The following is a 22765-nucleotide window of genomic DNA, read 5'->3' as shown; positions in this document are numbered from 1 at the left end:
GTCCTATCTCGGCCGGGCGACGACGAGGAGGTCGTCGCCGAGTCGGTCGTAGTGGTCGATGGCCAGGCGGCGCTGGTCGGTGATGCCGGCCACCCCGATGTCGCCCAGGGCGAGCCGGGCGCCGCCGAGCAGCGTGGGCGCGAGGTACACGAGGTACTCGTCGACCAGGCCGGCCGCGACGAACGCGCTGGCGAGAGTGGGCCCACCCTCGATGAAGGCGTGACGGATGCCGCGCCGGTGCAGGTCGTGCAGCACGGCCAGCAGATCGTCGGTGGCGAAGAAGAGGGGCGGATGCGGGTGGGCGCGGAGAACGGCGTCGGTGGGGATGCCGCGGGTGCCGATCACGACCGGCACCGGCTGCGTGGGCAGAAGCTCTCCAGCGGCGTCGCGGGCGGTCAGGGCAGGGTCGTCGGCGAGCGCGGTGCCGGTGCCGACGAGAATGGCGCCGGCTGCCGCGCGACGCCGGTGCACGTCCTGCCGGGCCTCCGGTCCGGTGATCCAGCGGCTGGTCCCGTCGTCGGCCGCCGCGCGCCCGTCGAGGCTCGACGCCCACTTGAGCGTCACGAACGGGCGCCCAAGACGGGCGGCGACGAGCCAGTCGGCGAGGAACGCCTCTCCCGCGCCGGCGAGCAGCCCGCCGGTGACGTCGATTCCGGCGCCGTGGAGCCGGTCGGCCCCGCCCGAGGAGTCGACACCGGGGTCGGCGACGCCGTAGACGACCCGGCAGACGCCGGCGTCGATCAGGGCGAGCGAGCAGGGGCCGGTGCGGCCGGTGTGGTTGCAGGGTTCGAGGGTGACGACGGCGGTGGCACCGCGGGCCGCGCCGGCGGCGAGTCGGCTCAGGGCGACAACCTCGGCGTGGGGGGTTCCGGCGCCGCGATGCCAGCCTTCGGCCAGGACTTGCCCGGAATCGTCGAGGAGAACACAGCCGACGCGGGGGTTCGGGCCTGTGGCGGGCCCATTCGCGGCCAACGCGAGCGCACGCCGCATGGTGGCCTCGAGCGTCGCTTGGTCCGTCATTCCCGTCCTGTCCGTTGGTGCAACGAACTCCGGGTTTTCGGTGCGGCGAACACCATGTGGGTTGCGAAACCCGCCGACCGACCGGAATGGTCCATCGACTCGTGCGCCTCTCATCCGGACTTTAACCGTCGGTGCTGGAATTACACCAGCTCAACCGTTCCGCTCTGGGAGTGGCACGGGTCGCGGACTTTCACCGCCGGTTCGGACTTACACCGACCCCGGAGCACGTTTCATATAACTACTACTAGTTATATCCCAACGCGTCGGCCACAGAAAAATTCCCGTTCGAGAGTGCGGCCTGCGGGTGGTGCTCACGACTGCGGATGCGCGGCGACGGCCGGTTGGGGGGCCCGCGGCGGCCAGGTGCTGGCGCCGAGTTCCCGGGAGATGTTCCGGGCCGTCTCACGCAGTCCGTTCAGCACGCTGGAGTCGGGAGGCCACTCGCTCGACGGTACGACGATGGCGACCGCGGCAATGACATTGCCGCGGGTGTCGACCACGGGCGCCGCGATCGACGACTCGCCCAGCACGGCCTCGTCCTCTTCGGTGGCGATGCCGTTGCTCACGATCGACGCGAACTGGATGGCCAGCTGAGCCGGGTCGATGATCGTGGCGCCGGTGAGACTGCGCAGGGGCCTCCCCAGCAGTCCGGAGGCGTATTCCGGACTGTATGCGAGGAGAACCTTGCCCATTGCCGAGGCGTGGGCCGGGATGGACAGGCCCGTTTCGGGCATCTGCTGGCTGCCGTCAGGCCGCTGATTGTGGTGAATGATGATGACCTCGTCGAACAATTGCACCCCCAGACGTGTGGACAGTCCGGTTCTGCGCGCGAGTTCGAGGGTCCAGCGCATGGCCCGCGCGCGCACATCGAGCGTGTCGAGGTAGACATTCGACAGTTTGAGCAGGGCCGGGCCGAGCATGTACCGGTTGCCGCCGGGCTCCTGCGCGACAAGACCGTGGCCCTGCAGAGATTTGACGATGCCGTGCACGGTCGAGACCGGCAGCCCGAGTTCGGTGGCGAGCTCGGTGATGCCGAGGTGGCGTGCGCCCTGCAACGACGACAGCACTTTCGCCGCACGATCGATGGCTTGAATCACAGCTGCCTCTCCGGTTGATCCCTTCAGTATGCCGCGTCCCCGACAAGTCTTCCTGCACCGTGTTGACATCGACCATCTCTCCGGAGGATATTCGACATTATCGAATTGCGTTCTGTATTTCTTTGAGTCGCGAGGAAAGGTGCTCGCGGATCCAGCTCGAAAAGTTCAACGGAGAGCAAACATGAAGATAATCCTGGAGGTCTCACCATGAAGAAACTGATCAATTCCCCGGAGACGGTTCTCGCCGATTCCCTCGTCGGCGTGGCGGCCGCACACCCGGAACTTCGCGTCGACCACGTCAACCGCATCATCTACCGAGCAGACCCGACCAGAGCCGGCAAAGTCGCGCTGCTCTCGGGTGGAGGAACCGGCCATGAGCCGCTCCACGGTGGTTTCGTCGGCGTGGGAATGCTGGACGCGGCCTGCGCCGGGGCGGTCTTCACCTCGCCGACACCCGACCAGATGCTTGAGGCCACGAAGGTCGTGGACAGTGGAGCGGGCGTGCTTCACATCGTCAAGAACTACACGGGCGACGTGATGAACTTCGAAATGGGCGCGGAACTGGCCGCGGCGGAGACCGGGATCGAGGTTGCCGTCGTGGTCGTCGACGACGACGTCGCGGTCGAGGATTCCACCTTCACCGCCGGCCGCCGGGGCGTCGGCACCACTGTCCTGCTCGAGAAGATCGCGGGTGCGGCGGCTGAGGAAGGCCGCGACCTCGCGGCCGTCGCCGCGGTGGCCCGCCAGGTCAATGAGTCCGGCCGTTCCATGGGCGTGGCCCTGAGCAGCTGCACGGTTCCCGCGGCCGGGAAGCCGACCTTCGAACTCGCCGAGGGCGAAATGGAGATCGGCGTGGGCATTCACGGGGAGCCGGGACGCCGCCGCGTGCCGCTGGCCGGCGCCGCCGAGATCGCTCGTCTGCTCGTTGAGCCGATCCTCGCCGACCTGGATTACACCGGCGCCCCGACGATCGTGATGGTGAATGGGTTGGGCGGAACCCCGTTGATCGAGCTCTATGTCATGTATGCCGAAGTCAGGAAGATCCTGGGCGCCGCCGGCATCACGGTCGCCCGCTCACTCGTGGGCAATTACATCACCGCGCTGGACATGGCGGGCTGCTCCGTCACGATCCTCAAGGCCGACGAGAATCTGCTTCAGCTGTGGGACGCGCCGGTGAACACCTCCGGACTGCGGTGGGGGATCTAGCACCATGACGAATGACACGATCAGCCTTGACCAGTTCACCGGCTGGCTCACCCGCTTTCGCAACCTGGTGACCGAGCAGGTCTCCTACCTCACCGAGCTGGACTCGGCCATCGGCGACGCGGACCACGGCTCGAACATGACCCGCGGAATGGGTGCGGTACTGGAGAAAATCCAGGCCTCACCGGCCGGCGCCGTCGACGAACTGTTCAAAGGCGTGGGGATGACCCTGGTGACGTCCGTGGGTGGCGCCAGCGGCCCCCTGTACGGCACCTTCTTCCTGCGGATCGGTACCTCGGCAGGACCGGTCGGCACCCTGGACGCGCCCGGCCTGGCGGCCGCGCTCCGTGCAGGGCTGGGCGGCGTTGTTGCCCGCGGCAAGGCCGAGGCCGGCGACAAGACCATGTTCGACGTCCTCGCTCCCGCGCTCGACGCGTTCGATGCCGAACTCGTCATTTCTTCCGATATCTCCTCGGCGGCCCGTGCCGCCTACTCCGCCGCGCAAACCGGGCGGGATGCCACCGCACCCCTGGTCGCCCGCAAGGGCAGGGCCAGCTATCTGGGGGAACGCAGCATCGGCCACATCGACCCGGGAGCCGCATCGACGGCGCTGCTTTTCCAGGCTCTGGCCGAGATCCTCGGCGAGGAGTAGACCGTGATCGGAATCGTCGTGGTGTCGCACAGCCCCCGTCTCGCGCAGGCGGCAGTGGACCTCGCAGTGGAAATGGTCGGGGTCAACGGCCCGGACATCGCGATCGCAGCCGGTGCCGGCGAGGGCGTGATCGGAACGGATGCGTTCAAGGTCGCCGAGGCCATCGCCGAGGTTGCCTCTCCCGAAGGCGTGCTCGTGATGATGGATCTGGGATCGGCTGTGATGAGCGCCGAAATGGCGCTTGAGTTCTCGGACGACCCCGACCTGCCCGTCCGGCTCAGCAGCGGCCCGTTCGTGGAGGGCCTGATGGCGGCCGTGGTGCGCGCGGCGGGTGGCGCCACCCTGGACGAAGTGGAACGTGAGGCCCGAGGTGCTCTCCGCGCCAAGCAGAGTCACCTGGGCGACGAGGACCCGGCCGATCTGCCGGCCGACTCGGGCTCGGCGGCGGAACACGCGATCGAGGTGACGCTGCCGAACCCCGACGGCCTGCACGCGAGACCGGTGTCGATGCTCGTGACCGCCCTCAGCGCCTTCGAGGCCACGGTCACGGTCGCCAACCTCCGCACCGGGCGGCCCCCGGTGCCGGCCAACAGCCCGACTGCCCTGCTGACCGTCGACGCCCGGAAGGGCGACACGATCTCCGTCGCCGCGGCCGGGCGGCAGGCCGTGGAGGCGCTCGAGGCCGTGAGCGACCTCGTGGGGAAGGGCTTCGGGGAGCTGGGGGCCGCCTCCGCTCGCGCGCCCGAGCCCGCGCTGTCCCTGTCCCAACCGCAGGCTCAGCCATCCAGCGGGGCACCATCCAGCGGAGCGCCGTCGAGCGGGCCCCTGGGCGTGAGCCCCGGCCTGGCCGTCGGTCCGATCGTGCGCATGCCGGAGACACTGGATGAACCGGGACCGGCAGCCGCACTCCCGGTGAGCGCGCGGGAGGCGGCCGCGGAGCGGATCGTGGCCGCCGCATCATCCGTAGCCCGGGCACTGCGGGACAAGGCGGCCCGGGTGTCGGGCGCGGCGCGGGGCATCCTGGAAGCAACGGCGCTGATGGCGGCGGATCCCGGGCTGATCGACGCTGCAGTTTCCCGGGTGACCGGGCAGGGCCACACTCCGGAGCGTGCCGTCTGGGCGGCCGTGGGCGAGGTCACGGCGGCCTTCACGGAGCAGGGTGGGCTCCTCGCCGAACGCATCCCGGACCTGCATGACGTGCGCAACCGCATCGTGTCCGAGTTGCTCGGCCGACCGGCACCGGGGCTGCCGGATCGTGTGGAGCCGTATGTGCTCGTGGCCCGGGACCTGGCCCCCGCCGACACGGCCCTGATCGACCCCACGGTGTGTCGGGCCATCGTCACCGTCGAAGGCGGCCCCACCTCCCACACGGCCATCCTCGCGCGGGCGCTCGGCCTGCCTGCCGTGGTGGCGGCTCGTGACGCGATGGACCTGCCCGAGGGAAGCGTGGTGATCGTTGACGGCACGACCGGTGAGATCGTCGTGAATCCCTCCGACGACCAGGTGGCGCGAGCCGAGGAACAGCACAGCCGGGTGATCACCTTCGACGGCACGGGACAGACCAGGGACGGGCACCGCGTTCAGCTCCTCGCGAACGTGGCGTCGCCGGACAGTGTTGCCGCCGCGATCGAGGCGAAGGCCGAGGGTGTCGGCCTCTTCCGCACCGAATTCTGCTTCCTCGACCACGCCGAGGCTCCGGGACTCGACGAACAGGTCGCCGCGTACCGGCAGGTGTTCGCCGGATTCCCCGGGAAGAAGGTCACGATCCGAACGCTGGATGCCGGGGCCGACAAGCCGCTGGCCTTCGTCACGGCGGCCGACGAAGTCAACCCTGCCCTCGGCATCCGGGGGTATCGCACAGCGTGGCAGCGGCCAGAACTGCTGGACACCCAGCTGCAGGCCATCGCAGCGGCGGCCGCCGCGGAAAACGCCGACGTCGGCGTCATGGCCCCCATGATCGCGACCGTCGACGAGTCCGTGGATTTCGCGGCCCGCTGTGCCGCGCACGGCCTGCACAATGTGGGCGTGATGATCGAGACTCCCGCTGCCGCCATCACGGCGGGCCCCATCCTCGAACGGGTTGACTTCGCAAGTCTGGGGACCAACGACCTCGCCCAGTACACCATGGCGGCCGATCGGCTGATGGGGGAGCTCGCCCTGCTCAACGACCCCTGGCAGCCCGCGGTCCTGAGGATGATCCGGGAGGCCTGCCAGGCCGGTCTGGCGGCCGGCAAACCGGTCGGGGTCTGCGGTGAGGCCGCGGCCGATCCGATGCTCTCCGCCATCCTGGTGGGACTCGGGGCGACCAGCCTGTCGATGTCCCCGCGCGCCCTGGGCGGTGTGGCGGAGTTCCTGCGCGGCGTGACGGTAACCCAGTGCCGGGACGCCGCGATCGCCGCGGTCGCCGCCGGCAGCGCCGGTGCTGCCCGGTCCGCCGCCGCGCTCCTGCTGGAGCCGGCGCCGGCCTAGCTGCCGGTGCCGGGTCCGCCCGAGCATCGGATTTGCACAGACGTGCACCGCGTGTCTTCAGAAAAAGCAATGTATGTCCCGCAAATCCTGAATTGCATTCAGAAATAGGTCTCGAGACGCCTGTTCGTGCGCCAGATCTCCTCTCGAATCCGGGGCCTCGGGTTGGGCGGACGTGCGGGGCAGCGCGCGGAGGGTGCGGTTGCACGGTCGCCCGCTGCACAGCATCCGGTATCGGTCGAATCGGCGGATGTAGTGTGAAATCTGTGCCCCGGAAGACCGGTTCACCGCCGCCGTCCGACAAAGATGTAGACGCAGTTCGACCAGGAAGAAGGTCCACGATGACCACTCCAATCCGCACAGTCATGAGCCCCGGACGTTACGTCCAAGGCAAGGGAGCGATCGATCGCCTCGGCGAATTCGTATCCCAGATCGGCTCCGCCCCCCTGATCGTCGCTGATGACGTCGTGTGGGGTTTCGCAGGGCAGCAGGTCTCGGCGAGCTTCGCTGCTGCCGGCCTCCGCGTTGAACGGGTCGCCTTCGGCCGCTTCGCAACCGCATCCGCGGTCGACGCGCTGGTCGAGAAGATCCGCGCGACCGCGGCCGACGTGATCATCGGCGTGGGTGGCGGAAGCACGATCGACTCCGCCAAGGCCGCCGGCTTCCTGGCCGGTATTCGCTGGGTCAGCGTGCCCACGGTGGCGTCGACCGATGCTCCCACCTCCGCACTCTCGGTGATCTACACGGATGAGGGCGAGTTCGTCGAGTACCGGTTCTTCCCGCGCAACCCCGACCTCGTGCTCATCGACACCCAGATCGTGGCCAACGCGCCGGTCGAGTTCTTGATCGCCGGAGTCGGCGATGCGCTGGCAACCTGGCTCGAAGCCCGGGCCACGGCGGCTGCCCATGCGACCACGATGGCCGGGGGGCTGCCGACCCAGACCGGCACCGCGCTGGCCAAATTGTCGTGGGACGTCATCTGGGAGAACGCTCTTCCCGCCCTCGACGCCGTGCGTGACAACCTGGTCACTCCTGCCCTCGAGAAGCTGGTGGAGGCGAACACGCTCCTGTCCGGCCTCGGTTTCGAGTCGGGCGGTCTGGCCGCCGCCCACGCCATCCACAACGGCCTGACCGCGGCCCCGCAGACCCACGGGCTCACCCACGGTCAGAAGGTGAACATCGGCTCGCTGACCCAGCTGGTCCTTGAGGGCGCGCCACGGGCCGAGGTGGAAGACTTCATCGAGTTCACCACTCTCGTCGGATTGCCCACCACGCTGACCGAGATCGGTCTCAGCCTGGACGACGAGAAGGAGCTGAGGGCCATCGCCGCGGCGTCAACCCTGCCGGGTGAGACGATCCACAACATGCCGTTCGTGGTCACTGCCGACGACGTCCTCGACGCCCTCAAGTCGATCGAGCGGCTCTCGCGCTCCGTTCGCGTGGCACGCGGCCTGCCTGCCCCCGTCAAGTACGTGCAGAAGCACTGACTTGTCGGCCCGCCGGCGCCACGAACTTTCGTGGCGCCGGCGGGCCTGCGTCTTTTCACTCGCACAGTTCCCGGGCGGTGCTCTCGTCGATGAACAGGTCGGTGATCAGGTTGGCGGCCAGCGCACCACGGAGACTGTCCACCTTGGACTTGCCCGAGACGACGCAGATGCGCCGGGGGGTGCGGCGCAGCACCGACAGTTCCGGGCCGGTGCCGCGATCATTGAGCGGGATGCCGTCGGTTGATCCGTCCGCGCGGTAGAAGACCGTCGCGACGTCGCCGACGACCCCGGCATCGCTGAGCTCCGTGAGTTCGTCATCGTCGAGGTAACCGCCGACATAGACGTGGCTGGGGACGTTGGAGAAGGGCGAACCCACGCTGAAGAGAGCGACGTCCATGTTCCGCTGCATCTCCAGGAGCCGGCGCAGGCCGCGTTCCCGCCAGTACGCCGTGCGTGTGGCCGGGTCGTCGAAAAAGGTGGGAACCGGGAACTGTTCCAGGCGGGCGCCGAACGCGTTGCTGAACCGCTGCAAGATCTCGTTGGCGTAGTCCAGGCCAGTGCTGCGCGTGTTGCCGGCGCCATTCAGCTGCACGATCTGTGCGTTGTGAGTGCGCTTGGGGGTCACGTGGCGGCTGACCGCATTCATGGTGGAACCCCAGGCGATACCCATGATCATGTTCGAATCAAAGAACTCGCCGAGAATGCGTGCAACCGAGAGGGCCACCCGCTCCAATCGGTCGACGTCACTGGCGTGGTCGGGCACCGGCACGACGTGCGCGGTGACCTGGAATCGGTCCAGGATGAGTTTCTCCACCCGGCTCGTCGCGTCGAGCGGGGACCGGATCTGGATGTCGACCAACCCGCTGGTCCTGGCCTGGCTGAGCAGGCGGGACACCGAGGAGCGGGAGGTGTGCAGCTCCCGAGCGATGGCCTCCATGGTCAGGTCCTGCATGTAATAAAGGTGGGCCGCCGTGAGAGCGTCACTCGTTCGGTCCGACAGGGACGGATCGTCCGGATGGGTCATTCTGACTCCTTGCACATATGTTCAAACCGCTTGACCGTTTGTGTAGAACCTAGCAGGGTGGAAGCAATCCCCTCAAACCCCGCAGAGAAGTGAGCGAACAGTGCTGTCCACACCCGATCAGTCTTCCTCCGCACCGGCCACGTCCAGTGGCGCCGCCGCCCAGGCCGCCATCCAGGACCGCCCCCGCGCCCAGGTTCTCATTATCGGAGCCGGCATCAACGGCATCGCGACCTTTCGCGATCTGGCCCTGCAGGGCGTGGACGTCGCCATCGTCGACAAGGGCGACTACGTTTCCGGAGCATCCTCGGCCTCCTCGCACATGATCCACGGCGGTGTGCGCTACCTCGAGAACGGCGAATTCCGCTTGGTCAAGGAGTCGGTGGAGGAGCGAAACAGCCTTCTCAAGATCGCCCCCCATTACGTCAAACCGCTCAAGACGACCATCCCGATCTACTCCACCTTCTCCGGAGTGATGTCGGCGCCGATGCGGTTCCTCACCCACAAACAGGGCGCGGCCCAGGAGCGCGGAGCTCTGCTGATCAAGATCGGCATGATGCTCTACGACTCCTTCTCCCGCGACGGTGGCAATGTGCCCCGGCACGAGTTCCTCGGCAAGAAAGCGTCGCTCACGGTGCTGCCGCAGATCAATCCGGGCCTCAAGTACACGGCCACCTACTACGACGCCTCCATGCACGACCCGGAGCGTCTCGCCCTCGATGTGCTGTCTGACGGCCTGGCCGCCGGCCCCCATGCCCGCAGCGCCAACTACATCGAGGCCGTCGGTATGGATGCTGCGGGCGTGCGTCTGCGCAACACGGTCACCGGCGCCGAATTCAGCTTCGAGGCCGACATCGTGGTTAACACATCCGGACCGTGGACCGACCTCACGAACACGGCCCTCGGCCAGGCCAGCACCTACATGGGCGGCACCAAGGGGTCGCACGTCGTGCTCGACAACCCCGAACTGCTCGCCGCGACCGGCGGTCGCGAGATCTTCTTCGAGCACAAGGACGGCCGCATCGTGCTGATCTACCCGCTCGCGGGCCGCGTTCTCGTCGGCACGACCGACCTCGAGCACGACATGACCCAGCCGGCGCGCTGCACCGAGGCCGAGGTCGACTACTTCTTCGAACTCGTCAACCACGTTTTCCCGAAGGTGGCCGTCGACCGGTCGCAGATCGTGTTCCGGTTCGCCGGCGTGCGCCCGCTGCCCCGCCACGATGACGAGGCGCCCGGTTTCGTCTCGCGCGACTATCGCATCGAATCGCGCCCGCTCGGCGCCCGGCCCGGCACCCTGCTGAGCCTGGTCGGCGGCAAGTGGACTACCTTCCGAGCCCTGGCCGAGCACCTGAGCGGTGACATCCTGACCCTGCTCGGCGTGCCGCGCACCGTCTCGACGGTCGGCCTGTCCATCGGCGGCGGCCGAGACTTCCCGGCGACGGATGCCGCACGCCGGGTCTGGGTGGCCGCCAACGGCGACGAGGTCGGCGCCGAGCGTGCCGACGTGCTGCTGACCCGATACGGCACGCGCGCCACCGAGGTGATCGCCTGGCTCACCGCCGAACCGGACGCACCGCTCACGCAGCACCCCGGCTACACCCGGCGCGAAATCGAGCTCATCGCCCGGGCGGAATCGGTCATGCACCTGATGGACCTGCTGCTGCGCCGCACCAGCATCGCTTTCCGCGGCGAAGTGACTCTGCCACTGCTCACCGAGCTGGCCGGCGTGCTCGCACCGGTTCTCGGCTGGGACGCCGCCCGGAGCGCGCATGAGGTCGACACCGCGGCGAACACACTGCTCGACATGTACGGCGTGCACCTGGCCCCGGTGGAGACGCCGGCCGTGACGGCCGTTTAGGGACTGCTCGCGGCTACTCGACGGGCGGCCGCTGCGGTCGCCTGCCTCAGCCTGACCTCCGGCTCGGCCCCGGCTCGGCTCCGTACCCACAGACTTACAGGCTGATCTGCACAAACGTGCAGCACGCTCAGGACCATCGGCGGTCTCGAGTCGCTAGGTTTTCTACTATCCGTTTCTTTCGCTTTCTTCATTTCAATGATCTAAAAGGATGTCAACGTGGACAATCTCGGTATCGTATTTCTCTCGGAAGTGGTGGGAACCGCTCTCCTGGTCCTGCTGGGCTGCGGGGTGGTCGCCAACGTCGCCCTGACCAAGAACAAGGGCTTCGGCGGCGGATTCCTGATGGTCACCATCGGCTGGGGCCTCGCGGTCTTCGCCGGCGTGATCGTCTCCTATAACTCGGGCGCTCACCTGAACCCCGCCGTCACCCTGGGACTCGTGTCGTCCGGGGCCACCGAATTCGGCTCGGGTGTCCCGGTCAACGCCGTGTCCGTGGCGACGTACATCGGGGCCCAGATGGTCGGTGCCATCCTGGGTGCCACCTTCGTCTGGCTCGCCTACAAGCAGCACTTCGACCAGGAACCGGATCCGGCCAGCAAGCTGGGCGTGTTCGCGACCGGCCCGGCCATCCGTTCCTATGGCTGGAACCTGGTCACCGAGATCATCGGCACTTTCGTGCTCGTTTTCGTCGTCATCGCGTTCGGCGGCGGACGCCAGGGCGAGAACGGCGGCCTGGCCGCCCTCGGTGCCCTGCCGGTGGCCTTGCTCGTGATCGTGATCGGCACCTCGCTCGGTGGACCGACCGGCTACGCGATCAACCCCGCCCGTGACCTCGGCCCGCGCATCGCGCACTTCCTGCTTCCGATCGAGGGCAAGAGTTCCTCCGACTGGGCCTACTCGTGGGTGCCCGTCGTGGGTCCCGTCATCGGTGGCCTGCTGGCCGGCTGGACCTCCGCGTTCCTCCTGCCGATCCTCGCCTAGGCGGCGCGCTCTTCTCCTCTTCTCGTTCCTGAACAACCGTGAACCCAGCATTGACAAAGGAGTTAACAATGGCAAAGTACGTCATCGCAATCGACCAGGGAACCACCAGTTCCCGTGCGATCATCTTCGACAAGGCCGGGTCGATCATTTCGACCGGTCAGCTCGAGCACGAGCAGATCTTCCCCCGGGCCGGCTGGGTCGAGCACGACCCGATGGAGATCTGGAACAACACCCGTGAGGTCATCGGCCAGGCTCTGGCCAAGGCCAACCTGACCCGCCACGACATCGCGGCAGTGGGCATCACCAACCAGCGCGAGACCGCCGTCGTCTGGGACCGGCACACCGGCATCCCCGTCTACAACGCCATTGTCTGGCAGGACACCCGCACCCAGCCCATCGTGGATCGGCTCGCCGCCGACGGAGGCGTCGAACGGTTCAAGGCCCAGGTCGGCCTGCCGCTGGCGACCTACTTCTCCGCCACCAAGATCGTCTGGATCCTCGAGAACGTCGAGGGGGCCCGCGAGAAGGCCGAGGCCGGCGACCTCATGTTCGGCACGACCGACACCTGGGTTCTCTGGAACCTGACCGGCGGCCTCGAGGACGGCGTGCACGCGACGGACGTCACCAACGCCAGCCGCACCATGTTCATGGACCTGAAAACTTTGCAGTGGGACGACGAGATCCTCGCGGCGTTCGATGTGCCCAAGTCGATGCTGCCCGAGATCCGTTCCTCGTCCGAGGTCTACGGCATCGCGAGCGGCCACAGCCTGCTGCGCGAAACCCCGATCGCGGGCATCCTGGGTGACCAGCAGGCCGCCACATTCGGTCAGGCGGCCTTCGACCAGGGTGAGGCGAAGAACACCTACGGCACCGGCAACTTCCTGATCTTCAACACGGGCACCGAGATCATCCACTCCAAGAACGGTCTGCTCACCACGCTCGGCTACAAGCTCGGCGACGCCGAACCGCACTATGCCCTGGAGGGCTCCATCGCGGTCACCGGCTCGCTTGTGCAGTGGCTGCGCGACAACCTGGGCATCATCAACACGGCCGAGGAGATCGAGGCGCTCGCCCTGTCCGTCGAGGACAACGGCGGCGCCTACTTCGTGCCGGCCTTCTCCGGCCTGTTCGCGCCGTACTGGCGTGCGGATGCCCGTGGCGCCCTGGTCGGCCTCACCCGCTACGTGAACAAGGGCCACATCGCCCGCGCCGCACTCGAGGCGATCGCGTACCAGACCCGGGAGGTGCTGGATGCGGTCAACGCCGACTCCGGTGTGCCGCTGACCGAGCTCAAGGTCGACGGCGGGGCCTCGGCCAACGACCTGCTGATGCAGTTCCAGGCCGATATCCTCGGCGTGTCCGTCGTGCGCCCGGTGGTGGCGGAGACGACCGCCCTCGGTGCCGCCTACGCGGCCGGCCTGGCGGTTGGTTTCTGGAACGACCTCGGCGAGCTGCGGTCCAATTGGCAGGAAGACGCACGTTGGGAGCCGAGCCTGGACATCGCCGAGCGCGACCGACTGCTGCGCAACTGGAAGAAGGCCGTCACCAAGTCCCTGGACTGGGTCGATGCCGACGTGATCTAGCCCTCACCCCCCTCCGCACACGACGCACCCCACCGAGACCCGGCGGCCGCACCTGGCCGCCGGGTCTCGGCATCCGTGCCCCGTCGGCCAGTTCCTTCGTGGCGCGTCCCGGTGGGCAGCTCCCGTGGGTGGTGTGTGTGGCTAACTCAGGAGATCTACCCAGGCGGCGCCGAAGGATGCCGGACTGGTGCAGTTTGTCCCTCGCTTCACAGCCGTTTCTCCTGAATTAGCCACGGGTCGGCGGCGCCACCGCGGGTCCTCCACAGCACAGGCTGACCGGAGCAGGCCACAGGTGGGCGGCCGACGCGGCGGACAGAACCCGCGCTGTCCACACTGTCGACATGACTTGGGCAGAGTACTTCCGCGTGCACAATGTGCAGATCGCCGAAACCGGGGCGCTGAACGCCGCCGGCGCCAATTGGCGGGTGCTGAGGGCGGCCGTGAAGAGTGGATATCTGGTGAGGGCACGTCGAGGGCACTATGCGCTTCCCGATACGGATGCGCACATCCTCGAAGCGGTGCGGCTGGGTGGGCGACTCGCCTGCGTCTCCGCGGTTGCGAATGCCGGGATCTTCGCCCTGGACAGCACCTTCGCGCACATCCATGTCGACCCCACCGCTTCCCGGTTGAGGGCGCCGCACGACCGATTTCAACAGCTCAACGCTCACAACCGAGACGGTGTGGAACTCCACTGGGGTCAACTGCTCGACCCCCGCGGCGGCACCGAGTTCCGTATCGGGCTGGCCGATGCGCTGGTCCAGGTTTTCCGGTGCCAGGAGCCGAGATTCGCGATCGCCTCACTCGATAATGCCTTGTATAAGAGACTGCTTGCGGAGCAGGCCGTGGCCCAGATCTTCGCAGCCCTGCCCGCGGAGTTGCAGTCCCTGCGCCCGCTCATCGACTGTCGCAGCGAATCCCGCCAGGAGACCGTGCTCCGCCTCGTGATCACGGGAGCGGGCTTCGACGTCGAGATCCAGGTCGAGATCGGGGGCGTCGGTCGCGTCGACATGATCGTCGAGGGGCGCATAGCGGTCGAAGCCGATAGCCGGCAGTTTCACGACGGCTGGGAGGCGCACGCGCTGGACCGCACCCGCGACTGCGACCTCGCCATGCGGGGGTACCTGACTCTGCGGGTGCTCTCCCGGGACATCATCCACCACCCGGAGCGCGTCATCGCCGCGATCATCGGCCTTCTGGCGTCGACCAGTCACTACCGCACCTTCATCGTCTAGTCGGTTCCCGGCAAGCCGACATCCGCTCCAGCACCTTCATGGTCTAGTCGGTTCCCGGCAAGCCGACATCCGATCCCGCGGGGCTGNCCCGGCAAGCCGACATCCGATCCCGCGGGGCTGCCGGGTCCGGCTCGGCGGTCACCCAACCTGCCGGTCATGTGGTCGAGACCCACCATCGTGTGGCTAACTCAGGAGATCGGCCGGATCGCAGCATCAGAGCCGCGTGTTTGCGGGGTAAATAGGGACGGATGCGACGGATGTCCTGAGTTGGCCACGCAGGCAGGGCCCGTGCCTGCTTCGAGCCCGGCGTTGCCGTCAGCGTGGCCGGGCGGCGCGCGCAGCGGGGCGGCCCGCCCGCGGGCCCGACCTCCATGTGGTCGAGACCCACCCTCGTGTGGCTAACTCAGGAGATCGGCCGGATCGCAGCATCAGAGCCGCGTGTTTCCGGTGCGAAGAGGAACGCATGCGACGGATGTCCTGAGTTGGCCACACAAGGGCCGGCCAGCGGTCAGCGGCACCGTCAGCGGGGACCCCAGCGGCACCGTCAGCGGGGGCCAGCGGTCAGTGGGGTGTGGCTGCGGGCCGCGAGAGCCCCGGGCAGCGCGGCGAGGCTGGCGATCCGGATGACGCCCAGCCGAGCGGCCTCGGCCGCATCGGCCCCGGCCCCAGCACCACCAGCCCCGGCCGCGGTTCGGTCCAGCCAGACTCCGGTCAGCCCGGCCGCGGCGGCTCCGATCGCGTCCGTGCGCAGCCGGTCGCCCACGTAGACGGCCTGCTCCGGCTCCGACCCGAACACCGTGCAGGCATGCCGGAAGATGCGAGGATCCGGCTTGGCTAAGCCCAGGCTGCCGGATGCGATCACGTGCTCCACCCGCACGTCGAGCCCGGTGTCCGCCAGTTTGTGCCCCTGAGGCGTCGACTCACCGTTGGTGATCAGCCCGATCCGCACGCCCGGAAAGGCGATGGCCAGCGCGTCGAGGCAGGGGAGCGCATCGGTGTGGAGGCGCCAACTCGCCCGATAGTGCAGAAAATACGCGTCGAACCAGCTCGTCGCCGCCGGCCCGGTCAGGGTCACGCCGTGCGCCGCCGCGAAGTCGCGGGCCCGCTCCCGGCGCTGCCCCGCGAAGTCCAGACTGCCGGCGAGGTAGGCGTGGTAATGCCGATCTTCCAGGTCGTCCCAGAGTGCCAGCGCCTTGCCGGGGTCGGCGTCGGTGTAAGTGCCGCCCAGAGAGTCGAGGTAGGCGCGGATGCCGTCGGCCACGGCGCCGCGATGGGCGAACAGGGTGTCATCGAGGTCGAACAGAACGACGTCGGGCCCGGGCGCGGACATCCGCTACCCGACGACGACGACGACGACGACGACGTCAACGGGCCGGCCCCGCCCCATCGGCAGCGAGCTCAGCACGATCGACACCACCGCCCTACCGCCGCGGTAGCAGGCCGACGCGGTCGTAGGCGCGCGCCAGCGTCTCGTTGGCCACCGCCGCCGCCCGGTCCGCGTTGAGGGCGAGGAGACGGTCGAGTTCGGCCGGGTCGTCGAGCAGCTCGAGAACGCGCGCCCGGATCGGCCCGAACGTGCCCGTGACCACCTCGGCGAGACCCTTTTTCAGGTCGCCGTAGCCGCGGCCGACGTACTCGTCCTCGATCGAACCCACCGAGCGCTCCGCCAGCACCGAGTAGATCGTCAGCAGGTTGGCCACGCCCGGCTTGTTCTCGCGGTCGAAGACCACACCGCCCTCGGCATCCGTGACCGCGCGCATGATCTTCTTATTCGTCACCGCCGGCTCGTCGAGCAGCCAGATCACGCCCGCGTGCGACTCGGCCGACTTCGACATCTTCGACGTCGGGTTCTGCAGGTCGTAGATTTTGGCGGTCTCCGTGACGATGGCGACCTCCGGCACGGTGAACGTCTGCCCGAACCGGGCGTTGAAGCGCGCCGCGAGGTCGCGGGTCAGTTCGACGTGCTGACGCTGGTCCTCGCCGACCGGCACGATCTCGGTGTCGTACAGCAGAATGTCCGCGGCCATCAGCATCGGGTAGGCGAACAGTCCCACGGTCGTCGCGTCCGATCCCTGCCGGGCGGATTTGTCCTTGAACTGGGTCATCCGGCTGGCCTCGCCGAAACCGGTGATCGTGTTCAGCACCCAGGCCAGCTGGGCGTGTGCTGCGACATGCGACTGCACGTACAGTGTCGACGCCGACGGGTCGATGCCGCTCGCGATGTATTGGGCGGCGGTGCGGCGGGTGTTCTCCCGCAGCTTCACCGGGTCCTGCGCCACGGTCAGGGCGTGCAAATCGACGATGGAGAAGTACGCGTCGTGGGTCTGCTGCAGCGCCTTCCAGTTCAGGAGGGCGCCGATGTAATTGCCGATCTGCAGGGAATCGGCGCTCGGCTGCATGCCCGAGTAGAGGCGGGGCTTGGTCATGGGATCAGATCTTTTCGTAGCGTGTGGCCGCCGGCCGGGCCGAAGGCGCGAGATGGAGGGGAGGTCAGATGGTGTAGTCGACGACCACGGGGGCGTGGTCGGACCAGCGCTGGTCGTAGGCGGCCGCGCGGTCGACGACGTAGCCGGTGACGGATGCCGCGAGCGCCGCTGTGGCCAGCTGGTAGTCGATCCGCCAGCCGGTGTCGTTGTCGAACGCCTGGCCGCGCCACGACCACCAGGTGAACGGCCCGTCCACTTCGCCGGCCCACCGGCGCCCCACGTCGACCCAGCCAAGTCCGGCCCCGGCGTTGTAGTCCGGGGCGTCTTCGGCGCCGACGATGCGGTCGAAGTAGGCGCGCTCCTCGGGCAGGAACCCGGCGCGCTTCACGTTTCCGCGCCAATTCTTGATGTCGAACGTGCGGTGCCCGACGTTCAGGTCACCGAGCACGACGGCCCGGTCGCTGTGTGCGGCGAGCTCGGGCAGTCGTTCGAGCATGGCGTCGAGGAACGTGTACTTCTCGACCTGCTTCGGGGTGCCCACCTCGCCGGAGTGCACGTAGGTGCTCACGACGGTGATCAATTTGCCGTTGACCTCGTAGTCGGCTTCGAGCCAGCGGCCGGCGCTGTCGAATTCGGCGGCGCCGAGCTCGACCCGGTGGATGGCCGCGGTCGATCGGCTGGCCAGGGCCACCCCGGCCCGGCCCTTCGCGGTGGCGGCGTCGTGCAGGATGCTCCATTCCGGTCCGAGCAGACCTTCGAGGTCCTCGGTCGAGGCACGCACCTCCTGGAGGGCGAGGATGTCCACGTCGCGTTCGGATAGCCAGTCGCCCATTCCCTTGCGGAAGGCGGCGCGCACGCCGTTCACGTTCACGCTGGCAATCCGCAGGCGCTCGCCAGCGGAAGCCGCGACCACAGCGGAATCGGCGGAGGCGGCGGAGGAGGCAGGGTCGGACGCGGCCGGGGTGGAAGCGGCAGTCGAGGCGGAAGGCATTCCTCGATTCTACTTTGGCTCAGGCCGGGGGCCGTCGTTCGTCAGCCCAGCGGCTCGCTTCTCGGCGGCGTGCAGGCGCCGTCCCGTCAGCAGCCGGCGGGGCCAGCTCGCGGTGTCGTGCGCGAGGCGGGCCTCCCGAAGCTCGGCCTGCACCACCACGCGGAAGGCCTCCTCCTCCTGCCGGCGCTTCTCGGTGGCAACCTCGTCCGCGCTGATCCGTCGTGGTGATAACCCGGCGTCGTCCATGCCGACGGCGATCCAGGATGCCGCGAGCAGTGTCAGGGTGCTGGTCAGGTTGAACCAGATCAGCAGTCCGATGATCACCACGAATGCGGCGAGCAGCGGGTTGCGGCCGGCGCCGGCGAGCAGCGTGCTGCCGAGGACTTTGAGGACGCCGAGGCCCACCGCGCCCAGGATGGAGCCGGTGATGAGCTGGCGGACGGGGATCCGCACCCGCGACAGCACCCGGAACAGTGCGGCGAGGGTGATCGTGTCGATCAGGAGCACGAGGAGCAGGCCGACCGCGCGTGCGGCGGCGTTGAACCAGAACGAATCCCGGGACACCCCGACAAGCCCGAACAGGGCCCCGAGCGCCTCGGTGCTCGCGATCGAGATCAACGCCGACAGCACGAGCACGACCGCGAACAAAACTCCGAGGCCCAGCTCCCGCAGCTTGACGAGGAGGATGAAGGTTTTGTCGGGCGGCATCCGGAAGATCGTGCGCACCGCCTGCGCCGTTGTCGAGAGCCAGCCGAGCACGGTCGCGAGCAGGCCGACCAGTGCGATGACGCCGGACCAGCCGAAGACCCTGGCGTCGGCGAGGACGCTCGGGTCGATCACGCCTTCCTCGCCGATCAGCCCGGGGACGGACTGGTTGATGAAGGAGTAGAGCGTCAGCTCGAGGTCGGGATTGGACGTGATCCACAGTCCCGCGATGGAGAAGGTCAGCCAGAGGGCCGCGAAGGTCGCGAAGATGGCCTGGTAGGACATGCCGCCGGCCAGGATGCCGCCGCCGCTTTCCCCGAACCGGGTGAAGACCCGCACCGGGCGCGAGCGCATGACCCGCGCGATGAGGGTCTTGGTCCGGTCGATCGCCGTGGGAGTATTCACCCGCTCAGCCTAAGCGGCAGCCGGGCGACGGAGAAAGCGAAAGGCCGGTCTCGCCACGACGAAAGGTCGTGACAAGACCGGCCAGGGTTTGGACCGGCTACACGGTGCCGCGGAGCATGGCCTGCTTGACCTCGGAGATGGCCTGCGTGACCTGGATCCCGCGGGGGCAGGCCTCGGTGCAGTTGAAGGTCGTGCGGCAGCGCCACACGCCTTCCTTGTCATTCAGGATGTCGAGGCGTACGGCGGCGTTGTCGTCGCGCGAGTCGAAGATGAAGCGGTGCGCGTTGACGATCGCGGCCGGACCGAAGTACTGTCCGTCGGTCCAGAACACCGGGCAGCTCGACGTGCATGCGGCGCAGAGGATGCACTTCGTCGTGTCATCGAAGCGTTCGCGCTGGGCGACGGTCTGGATCCGCTCCTTGCCGTCGGTGGGGGCGTTGTTCGCCACCAGGAACGGCTGCACGGCACGGAACGATTCGAAGAACGGCTCCATGTCCACGATCAGGTCCTTCTCCAGCGGCAGGCCCTTGATCGCCTCCACGTACACCGGCTTGGTGATGTCGAGGTCCTTGATCAGGGTCTTGCAGGCCAGGCGGTTGCGGCCGTTGATGCGCATGGCGTCCGAGCCGCAGATGCCGTGCGCACAGGAGCGGCGGAAGCTCAGTGAGCCGTCCTGCTCCCACTTGATCTTGTGCAGAGCGTCGAGTACGCGGTCCGTCGGGTACATCTGCACGTCGAAGTCGTCCCAGTGCGGTTCGTCGTCGACCTCCGGGTTGTACCGGCGGATGATCAGGGTCACGGTGAAGGACTGGATTTCCTCCGGCACGACCGGGGCACTCGCCGTTGTCGGTGCGGTAGCGGTTGCGGTTGCGGTACTCAACTCAGTACTTCCTTTCCATCGGCTGGTAGCGCGTGATGGTGACCGGCTTCCAGTCGAGCGCAATGTGGTCGGCGGCGTCGGCGGAGAGCGGGTCTCCGGTCAGGTAGGCCATGGTGTGCACGAGGTAGTTGGCGTCGTCGCGCAGGGGGAAGTCGTCGCGCATGTGCCCGCCGCGGCTCTCCTTGCGGTTGCGTGCGGAGAACACGACGACCTCGGCCAGGTCGAGCAGGAAGCCGAGTTCGACGGCCTCGAGAAGGTCGGTGTTGAACCGGCGGCCCTTGTCCTGCACGCCGATGTTCTTGTACCGCTCGCGCAGGCCGTGGATCACGTTGGTGACGTCGGAGAGCGACTCGTCGGTGCGGAACACCTGCGCCTTGGCGTCCATCGTCTCCTGCAGCTCCTTGCGGAGCACTGCGATGCGCTCGGTTCCGGTCGAGGTGCGGATGCCCTCCAGCAGCTCCCGCACACCCCGGGCCGGGTCGGTCGGCAGCGGCGTGAACTCGGCCGTCGCGACATAGGCGACGGCGTTGTTGCCGGCCCGCTTGCCGAAGACGTTGATGTCGAGCAACGAGTTGGTGCCGAGGCGGTTGGAGCCGTGCACGGACACGCAGGCGCATTCGCCGGCCGCGTAGAGGCCGGGCACGACGGTCGTGTTGTTGCGCAGCACCTCCGCGTTCACGTTGGTGGGGATGCCGCCCATCGCGTAGTGCGCGGTGGGCATGACCGGCACCGGCTCGGTGACCGGGTCGACGCCCAGGTAGGTGCGGGCGAACTCGGTGATGTCGGGCAGCTTGGTCTCGAGCACCTCGGCACCGAGGTGGGTGCAGTCGAGGTACAGGTAGTCCTTGTTCGGACCGGCACCGCGGCCTTCCGCGACCTCCTTGACCATGCAACGGGCGATGATGTCCCGCGGGGCGAGGTCCTTGATGGTGGGCGCGTAGCGCTCCATGAACCGTTCGCCGGCCGCGTTGCGGAGGATGGCGCCCTCGCCGCGCGCGCCCTCGGTGAGCAGGATGCCGAGGCCCGCCAGTCCGGTCGGGTGGAACTGGAAGAACTCCATGTCCTCGAGCGGCAGGCCCTTGCGCCACACGATGCCCACGCCGTCACCGGTCAGGGTGTGAGCGTTGGAGGTGGTCTTGTAGATCTTGCCGAACCCGCCGGTGGCGAAGATGAACGCCTTCGCCTGAAAGACGTGCAGTTCGCCGGTGGACAGGTCGTAGGCGACGACGGCCGAGGGCTGGTCGACCCCGTCGACCGGTGTCATGACCAGGTCGAGCACGTAGAACTCGTTGAAGAAGTTGATGCCGCGTTTGACGCAGTTCTGGTAGAGCGTCTGCAGGATCATGTGGCCGGTGCGGTCGGCGGCGTAGCAGGCACGCCGTACCGGCGCCTTGCCGTGGTCGCTGGTGTGGCCGCCGAACCGGCGCTGGTCGATCTTGCCCTCCGGCGTTCGGTTGAAGGGCAGGCCCATGTTCTCGAGGTCGATGACCGCGTCGATGGCTTCCTTGGCGAGGATCTCGGCCGCGTCCTGATCCACCAGGTAGTCGCCACCCTTGACCGTGTCGAAGGTGTGCCATTCCCAGTTGTCTTCTTCGACGTTGGCGAGGGCCGCGGCCATCCCGCCCTGCGCCGCACCCGTGTGCGAGCGCGTCGGGTACAGCTTGGAGATTACGGCCGTGCTGGCGCCGGAGCCGGCTTCGATGGCGGCACGCATACCGGCACCCCCGGCTCCCACGATGACGATGTCGAACTTGTGGTAGTGCACACCGTCGACGACGGTGGACTCTGAGGGCGCGGTTAAAGCATCCGTAGTCATATGGGTGTTTGCAGCTCCTAAATGGCCGAGCAGAACGAGGGAAGAAGATCGGCGGGCGAACCGGCCGGGCAGGGATCGAACGTGAAGACCACGAGCGTGCCGAGCACGATCAGGATCACGACGGCCGCCAGGATGGCGGACTTCAGGATGCCGCGGGTCAGACGCTGAGTGGCGTAGTCGTTGACCAGTGTGCGCATGCCGTTGCCGCCGTGGATCAGGGCGAGCCAGAGCATGAGAACGTCCCAGACCATCCAGAACGGGGTGGTCAGCTTGCCGGCGACGAAAGCGAAGTTGAGGGCGCTGACGCCCTCGCCGACCATCAGGTTGACGAAGAGGTGGCCGAAGATGAGCACGACCAGCACGACGCCGGAGACGCGCATGTAGATCCAGCCCCACTTCTCCCAGTTCACGCCGCGGGAGCGCGGCGCGCGAGAGTAGGGGCTTCGGGGAGCTTCGATTGTGGATGTCATGGCTCTCCCCGTTCTAGTGGCTGAACACGTTGATCAGGTGGCGCGGCACGAAAGCGAGCATCGTTACCACCCACAGGGCGATCACGACGTAGAACATGGCCTTCTGATACTTGGCGTTCCAGAAGTCGATCAGGATGATCCGAATCCCGTTGAAGGCGTGGAACACGATGGCCGCGACGAGCGCGGTTTCGCCGAGGCCCATGATCGGCGTCTGATAGCTGCTGATGACCGCGTTGTAGGCCTCCGGGCTGACGCGCACCAGCGCGGTGTCCAAGATGTGAACCAGCAAGAAGAAGAAGATCGCAACACCCGTAATGCGGTGGAGGACCCACGACCACATGCCCTCACGGCCCCGATACAGGGTTCCGGCGGGGCGACGTGATGTCGTCTTCTGCTGGGATGTCAGTGTCGCTGCCTGCTCTGGCATGACCAACCCTCCCTGGCTGAGTAACGGCCTCGACGAATCAGG

19 protein-coding genes and 1 riboswitch are annotated in these 22765 nt (G+C 67.7%); of the genes, 8 read left to right on the top strand and 11 right to left on the bottom strand.

Annotated features, from left to right (window positions below; genetic code table 11):
* Positions 1 to 3: 3 nt before the first annotated feature.
* Both ribD and E3O22_RS08260 read right to left on the bottom strand, forming a co-directional pair.
* Positions 4 to 1020, bottom strand: coding sequence for a bifunctional diaminohydroxyphosphoribosylaminopyrimidine deaminase/5-amino-6-(5-phosphoribosylamino)uracil reductase RibD (ribD, locus tag E3O22_RS08265; RefSeq protein ID WP_241976569.1), 1017 nt, complete (start codon positions 1018 to 1020; stop codon positions 4 to 6).
* Between the two features lie 98 nt (positions 1021 to 1118).
* A riboswitch (FMN riboswitch) is annotated at positions 1119 to 1250 on the bottom strand.
* A gap of 81 nt (positions 1251 to 1331) precedes the next feature.
* Complete coding sequence (locus E3O22_RS08260) at positions 1332 to 2117, bottom strand: IclR family transcriptional regulator (RefSeq protein WP_134395280.1); 786 nt, start codon at positions 2115 to 2117, stop codon at positions 1332 to 1334.
* Between the two features lie 207 nt (positions 2118 to 2324).
* Between E3O22_RS08260 and dhaK the strand changes: the two genes are divergently transcribed.
* The 4 genes from dhaK to E3O22_RS08240 all read left to right on the top strand — a co-directional run bounded on the left by dhaK (position 2325) and on the right by E3O22_RS08240 (position 7925).
* Positions 2325 to 3323, top strand: a complete 999-nt coding sequence (dhaK, locus tag E3O22_RS08255; RefSeq protein ID WP_134395279.1) for a dihydroxyacetone kinase subunit DhaK — start codon at positions 2325 to 2327, stop codon at positions 3321 to 3323.
* Positions 3324 to 3327: 4 nt separating this feature from the next.
* Entirely contained in the window at positions 3328 to 3972 is a 645-nt protein-coding gene (gene dhaL, locus E3O22_RS08250; RefSeq protein WP_134395278.1) for a dihydroxyacetone kinase subunit DhaL, read from the top strand.
* 3 nt (positions 3973 to 3975) lie between these two features.
* Entirely contained in the window at positions 3976 to 6441 is a 2466-nt protein-coding gene (ptsP, locus tag E3O22_RS16315) for a phosphoenolpyruvate--protein phosphotransferase (protein ID WP_134395277.1), read from the top strand.
* A 338-nt stretch (positions 6442 to 6779) separates the two neighbouring features.
* A complete protein-coding gene (locus E3O22_RS08240) occupies positions 6780 to 7925 on the top strand; it encodes a glycerol dehydrogenase (protein ID WP_134395276.1) in 1146 nt (381 codons plus the stop codon).
* A 55-nt stretch (positions 7926 to 7980) separates the two neighbouring features.
* Here E3O22_RS08240 and E3O22_RS08235 read toward each other — a convergent pair whose 3' ends face one another.
* Positions 7981 to 8949 (bottom strand): sugar-binding transcriptional regulator, encoded by a 969-nt coding sequence (locus E3O22_RS08235; RefSeq protein WP_134395275.1) that lies wholly within the window; start codon positions 8947 to 8949, stop codon positions 7981 to 7983.
* 103 nt (positions 8950 to 9052) lie between these two features.
* Here E3O22_RS08235 and E3O22_RS08230 point away from each other — a divergent pair, with 103 nt between their 5' ends.
* From E3O22_RS08230 to E3O22_RS08215, 4 genes are all read left to right on the top strand, one after another.
* Positions 9053 to 10807, top strand: a complete 1755-nt coding sequence (locus E3O22_RS08230) for a glycerol-3-phosphate dehydrogenase/oxidase (RefSeq protein ID WP_174722053.1) — start codon at positions 9053 to 9055, stop codon at positions 10805 to 10807.
* Between the two features lie 216 nt (positions 10808 to 11023).
* Positions 11024 to 11788: an MIP/aquaporin family protein gene (locus tag E3O22_RS08225; protein ID WP_134395274.1), complete on the top strand. Its 765-nt coding sequence runs from the start codon at positions 11024 to 11026 to the stop codon at positions 11786 to 11788.
* 68 nt (positions 11789 to 11856) lie between these two features.
* Positions 11857 to 13371, top strand: coding sequence for a glycerol kinase GlpK (gene glpK / locus E3O22_RS08220; RefSeq protein ID WP_134395273.1), 1515 nt, complete (start codon positions 11857 to 11859; stop codon positions 13369 to 13371).
* A gap of 341 nt (positions 13372 to 13712) precedes the next feature.
* A complete protein-coding gene (locus tag E3O22_RS08215; protein ID WP_134395272.1) occupies positions 13713 to 14603 on the top strand; it encodes an endonuclease domain-containing protein in 891 nt (296 codons plus the stop codon).
* 544 nt (positions 14604 to 15147) lie between these two features.
* Here E3O22_RS08215 and E3O22_RS08210 read toward each other — a convergent pair.
* The 8 genes from E3O22_RS08210 to sdhC form a co-directional block, all read right to left on the bottom strand.
* Positions 15148 to 15933 carry an HAD family hydrolase gene (locus E3O22_RS08210; protein WP_134395271.1) on the bottom strand — a complete coding sequence of 262 codons (786 nt, stop codon included), beginning with the start codon at positions 15931 to 15933 and terminating at the stop codon, positions 15148 to 15150.
* Between the two features lie 91 nt (positions 15934 to 16024).
* Positions 16025 to 17029 (bottom strand): tryptophan--tRNA ligase, encoded by a 1005-nt coding sequence (trpS, locus tag E3O22_RS08205; protein ID WP_134395270.1) that lies wholly within the window; start codon positions 17027 to 17029, stop codon positions 16025 to 16027.
* A gap of 64 nt (positions 17030 to 17093) precedes the next feature.
* On the bottom strand, positions 17094 to 18020 hold the full coding sequence (locus E3O22_RS08200; protein WP_134395269.1) for an exodeoxyribonuclease III: 927 nt from the start codon (positions 18018 to 18020) through the stop codon (positions 17094 to 17096).
* A gap of 9 nt (positions 18021 to 18029) precedes the next feature.
* Complete coding sequence (locus E3O22_RS08195) at positions 18030 to 19130, bottom strand: YihY/virulence factor BrkB family protein (protein WP_134395268.1); 1101 nt, start codon at positions 19128 to 19130, stop codon at positions 18030 to 18032.
* 97 nt (positions 19131 to 19227) lie between these two features.
* Positions 19228 to 20010 (bottom strand): succinate dehydrogenase iron-sulfur subunit, encoded by a 783-nt coding sequence (locus tag E3O22_RS08190; RefSeq protein ID WP_370448419.1) that lies wholly within the window; start codon positions 20008 to 20010, stop codon positions 19228 to 19230.
* A gap of 1 nt (position 20011) precedes the next feature.
* On the bottom strand, positions 20012 to 21826 hold the full coding sequence (gene sdhA, locus E3O22_RS08185) for a succinate dehydrogenase flavoprotein subunit (RefSeq protein WP_134395267.1): 1815 nt from the start codon (positions 21824 to 21826) through the stop codon (positions 20012 to 20014).
* Positions 21827 to 21843: 17 nt separating this feature from the next.
* Complete coding sequence (locus E3O22_RS08180; protein ID WP_104100347.1) at positions 21844 to 22296, bottom strand: succinate dehydrogenase hydrophobic membrane anchor subunit; 453 nt, start codon at positions 22294 to 22296, stop codon at positions 21844 to 21846.
* Positions 22297 to 22309: 13 nt separating this feature from the next.
* Positions 22310 to 22723 (bottom strand): succinate dehydrogenase, cytochrome b556 subunit, encoded by a 414-nt coding sequence (sdhC, locus tag E3O22_RS08175; RefSeq protein WP_134395266.1) that lies wholly within the window; start codon positions 22721 to 22723, stop codon positions 22310 to 22312.
* Between the last annotated feature and the right edge of the window lie 42 nt (positions 22724 to 22765).

Origin of the sequence: Cryobacterium sp. TMT2-18-2 (assembly GCF_004402245.1) — a bacterium.
GTDB lineage: Bacteria > Actinomycetota > Actinomycetes > Actinomycetales > Microbacteriaceae > Cryobacterium > Cryobacterium sandaracinum.
The sequence above is the reverse complement of the archived record's forward strand: the minus strand, read 5'-3'. Positions and strand labels throughout refer to the sequence as shown.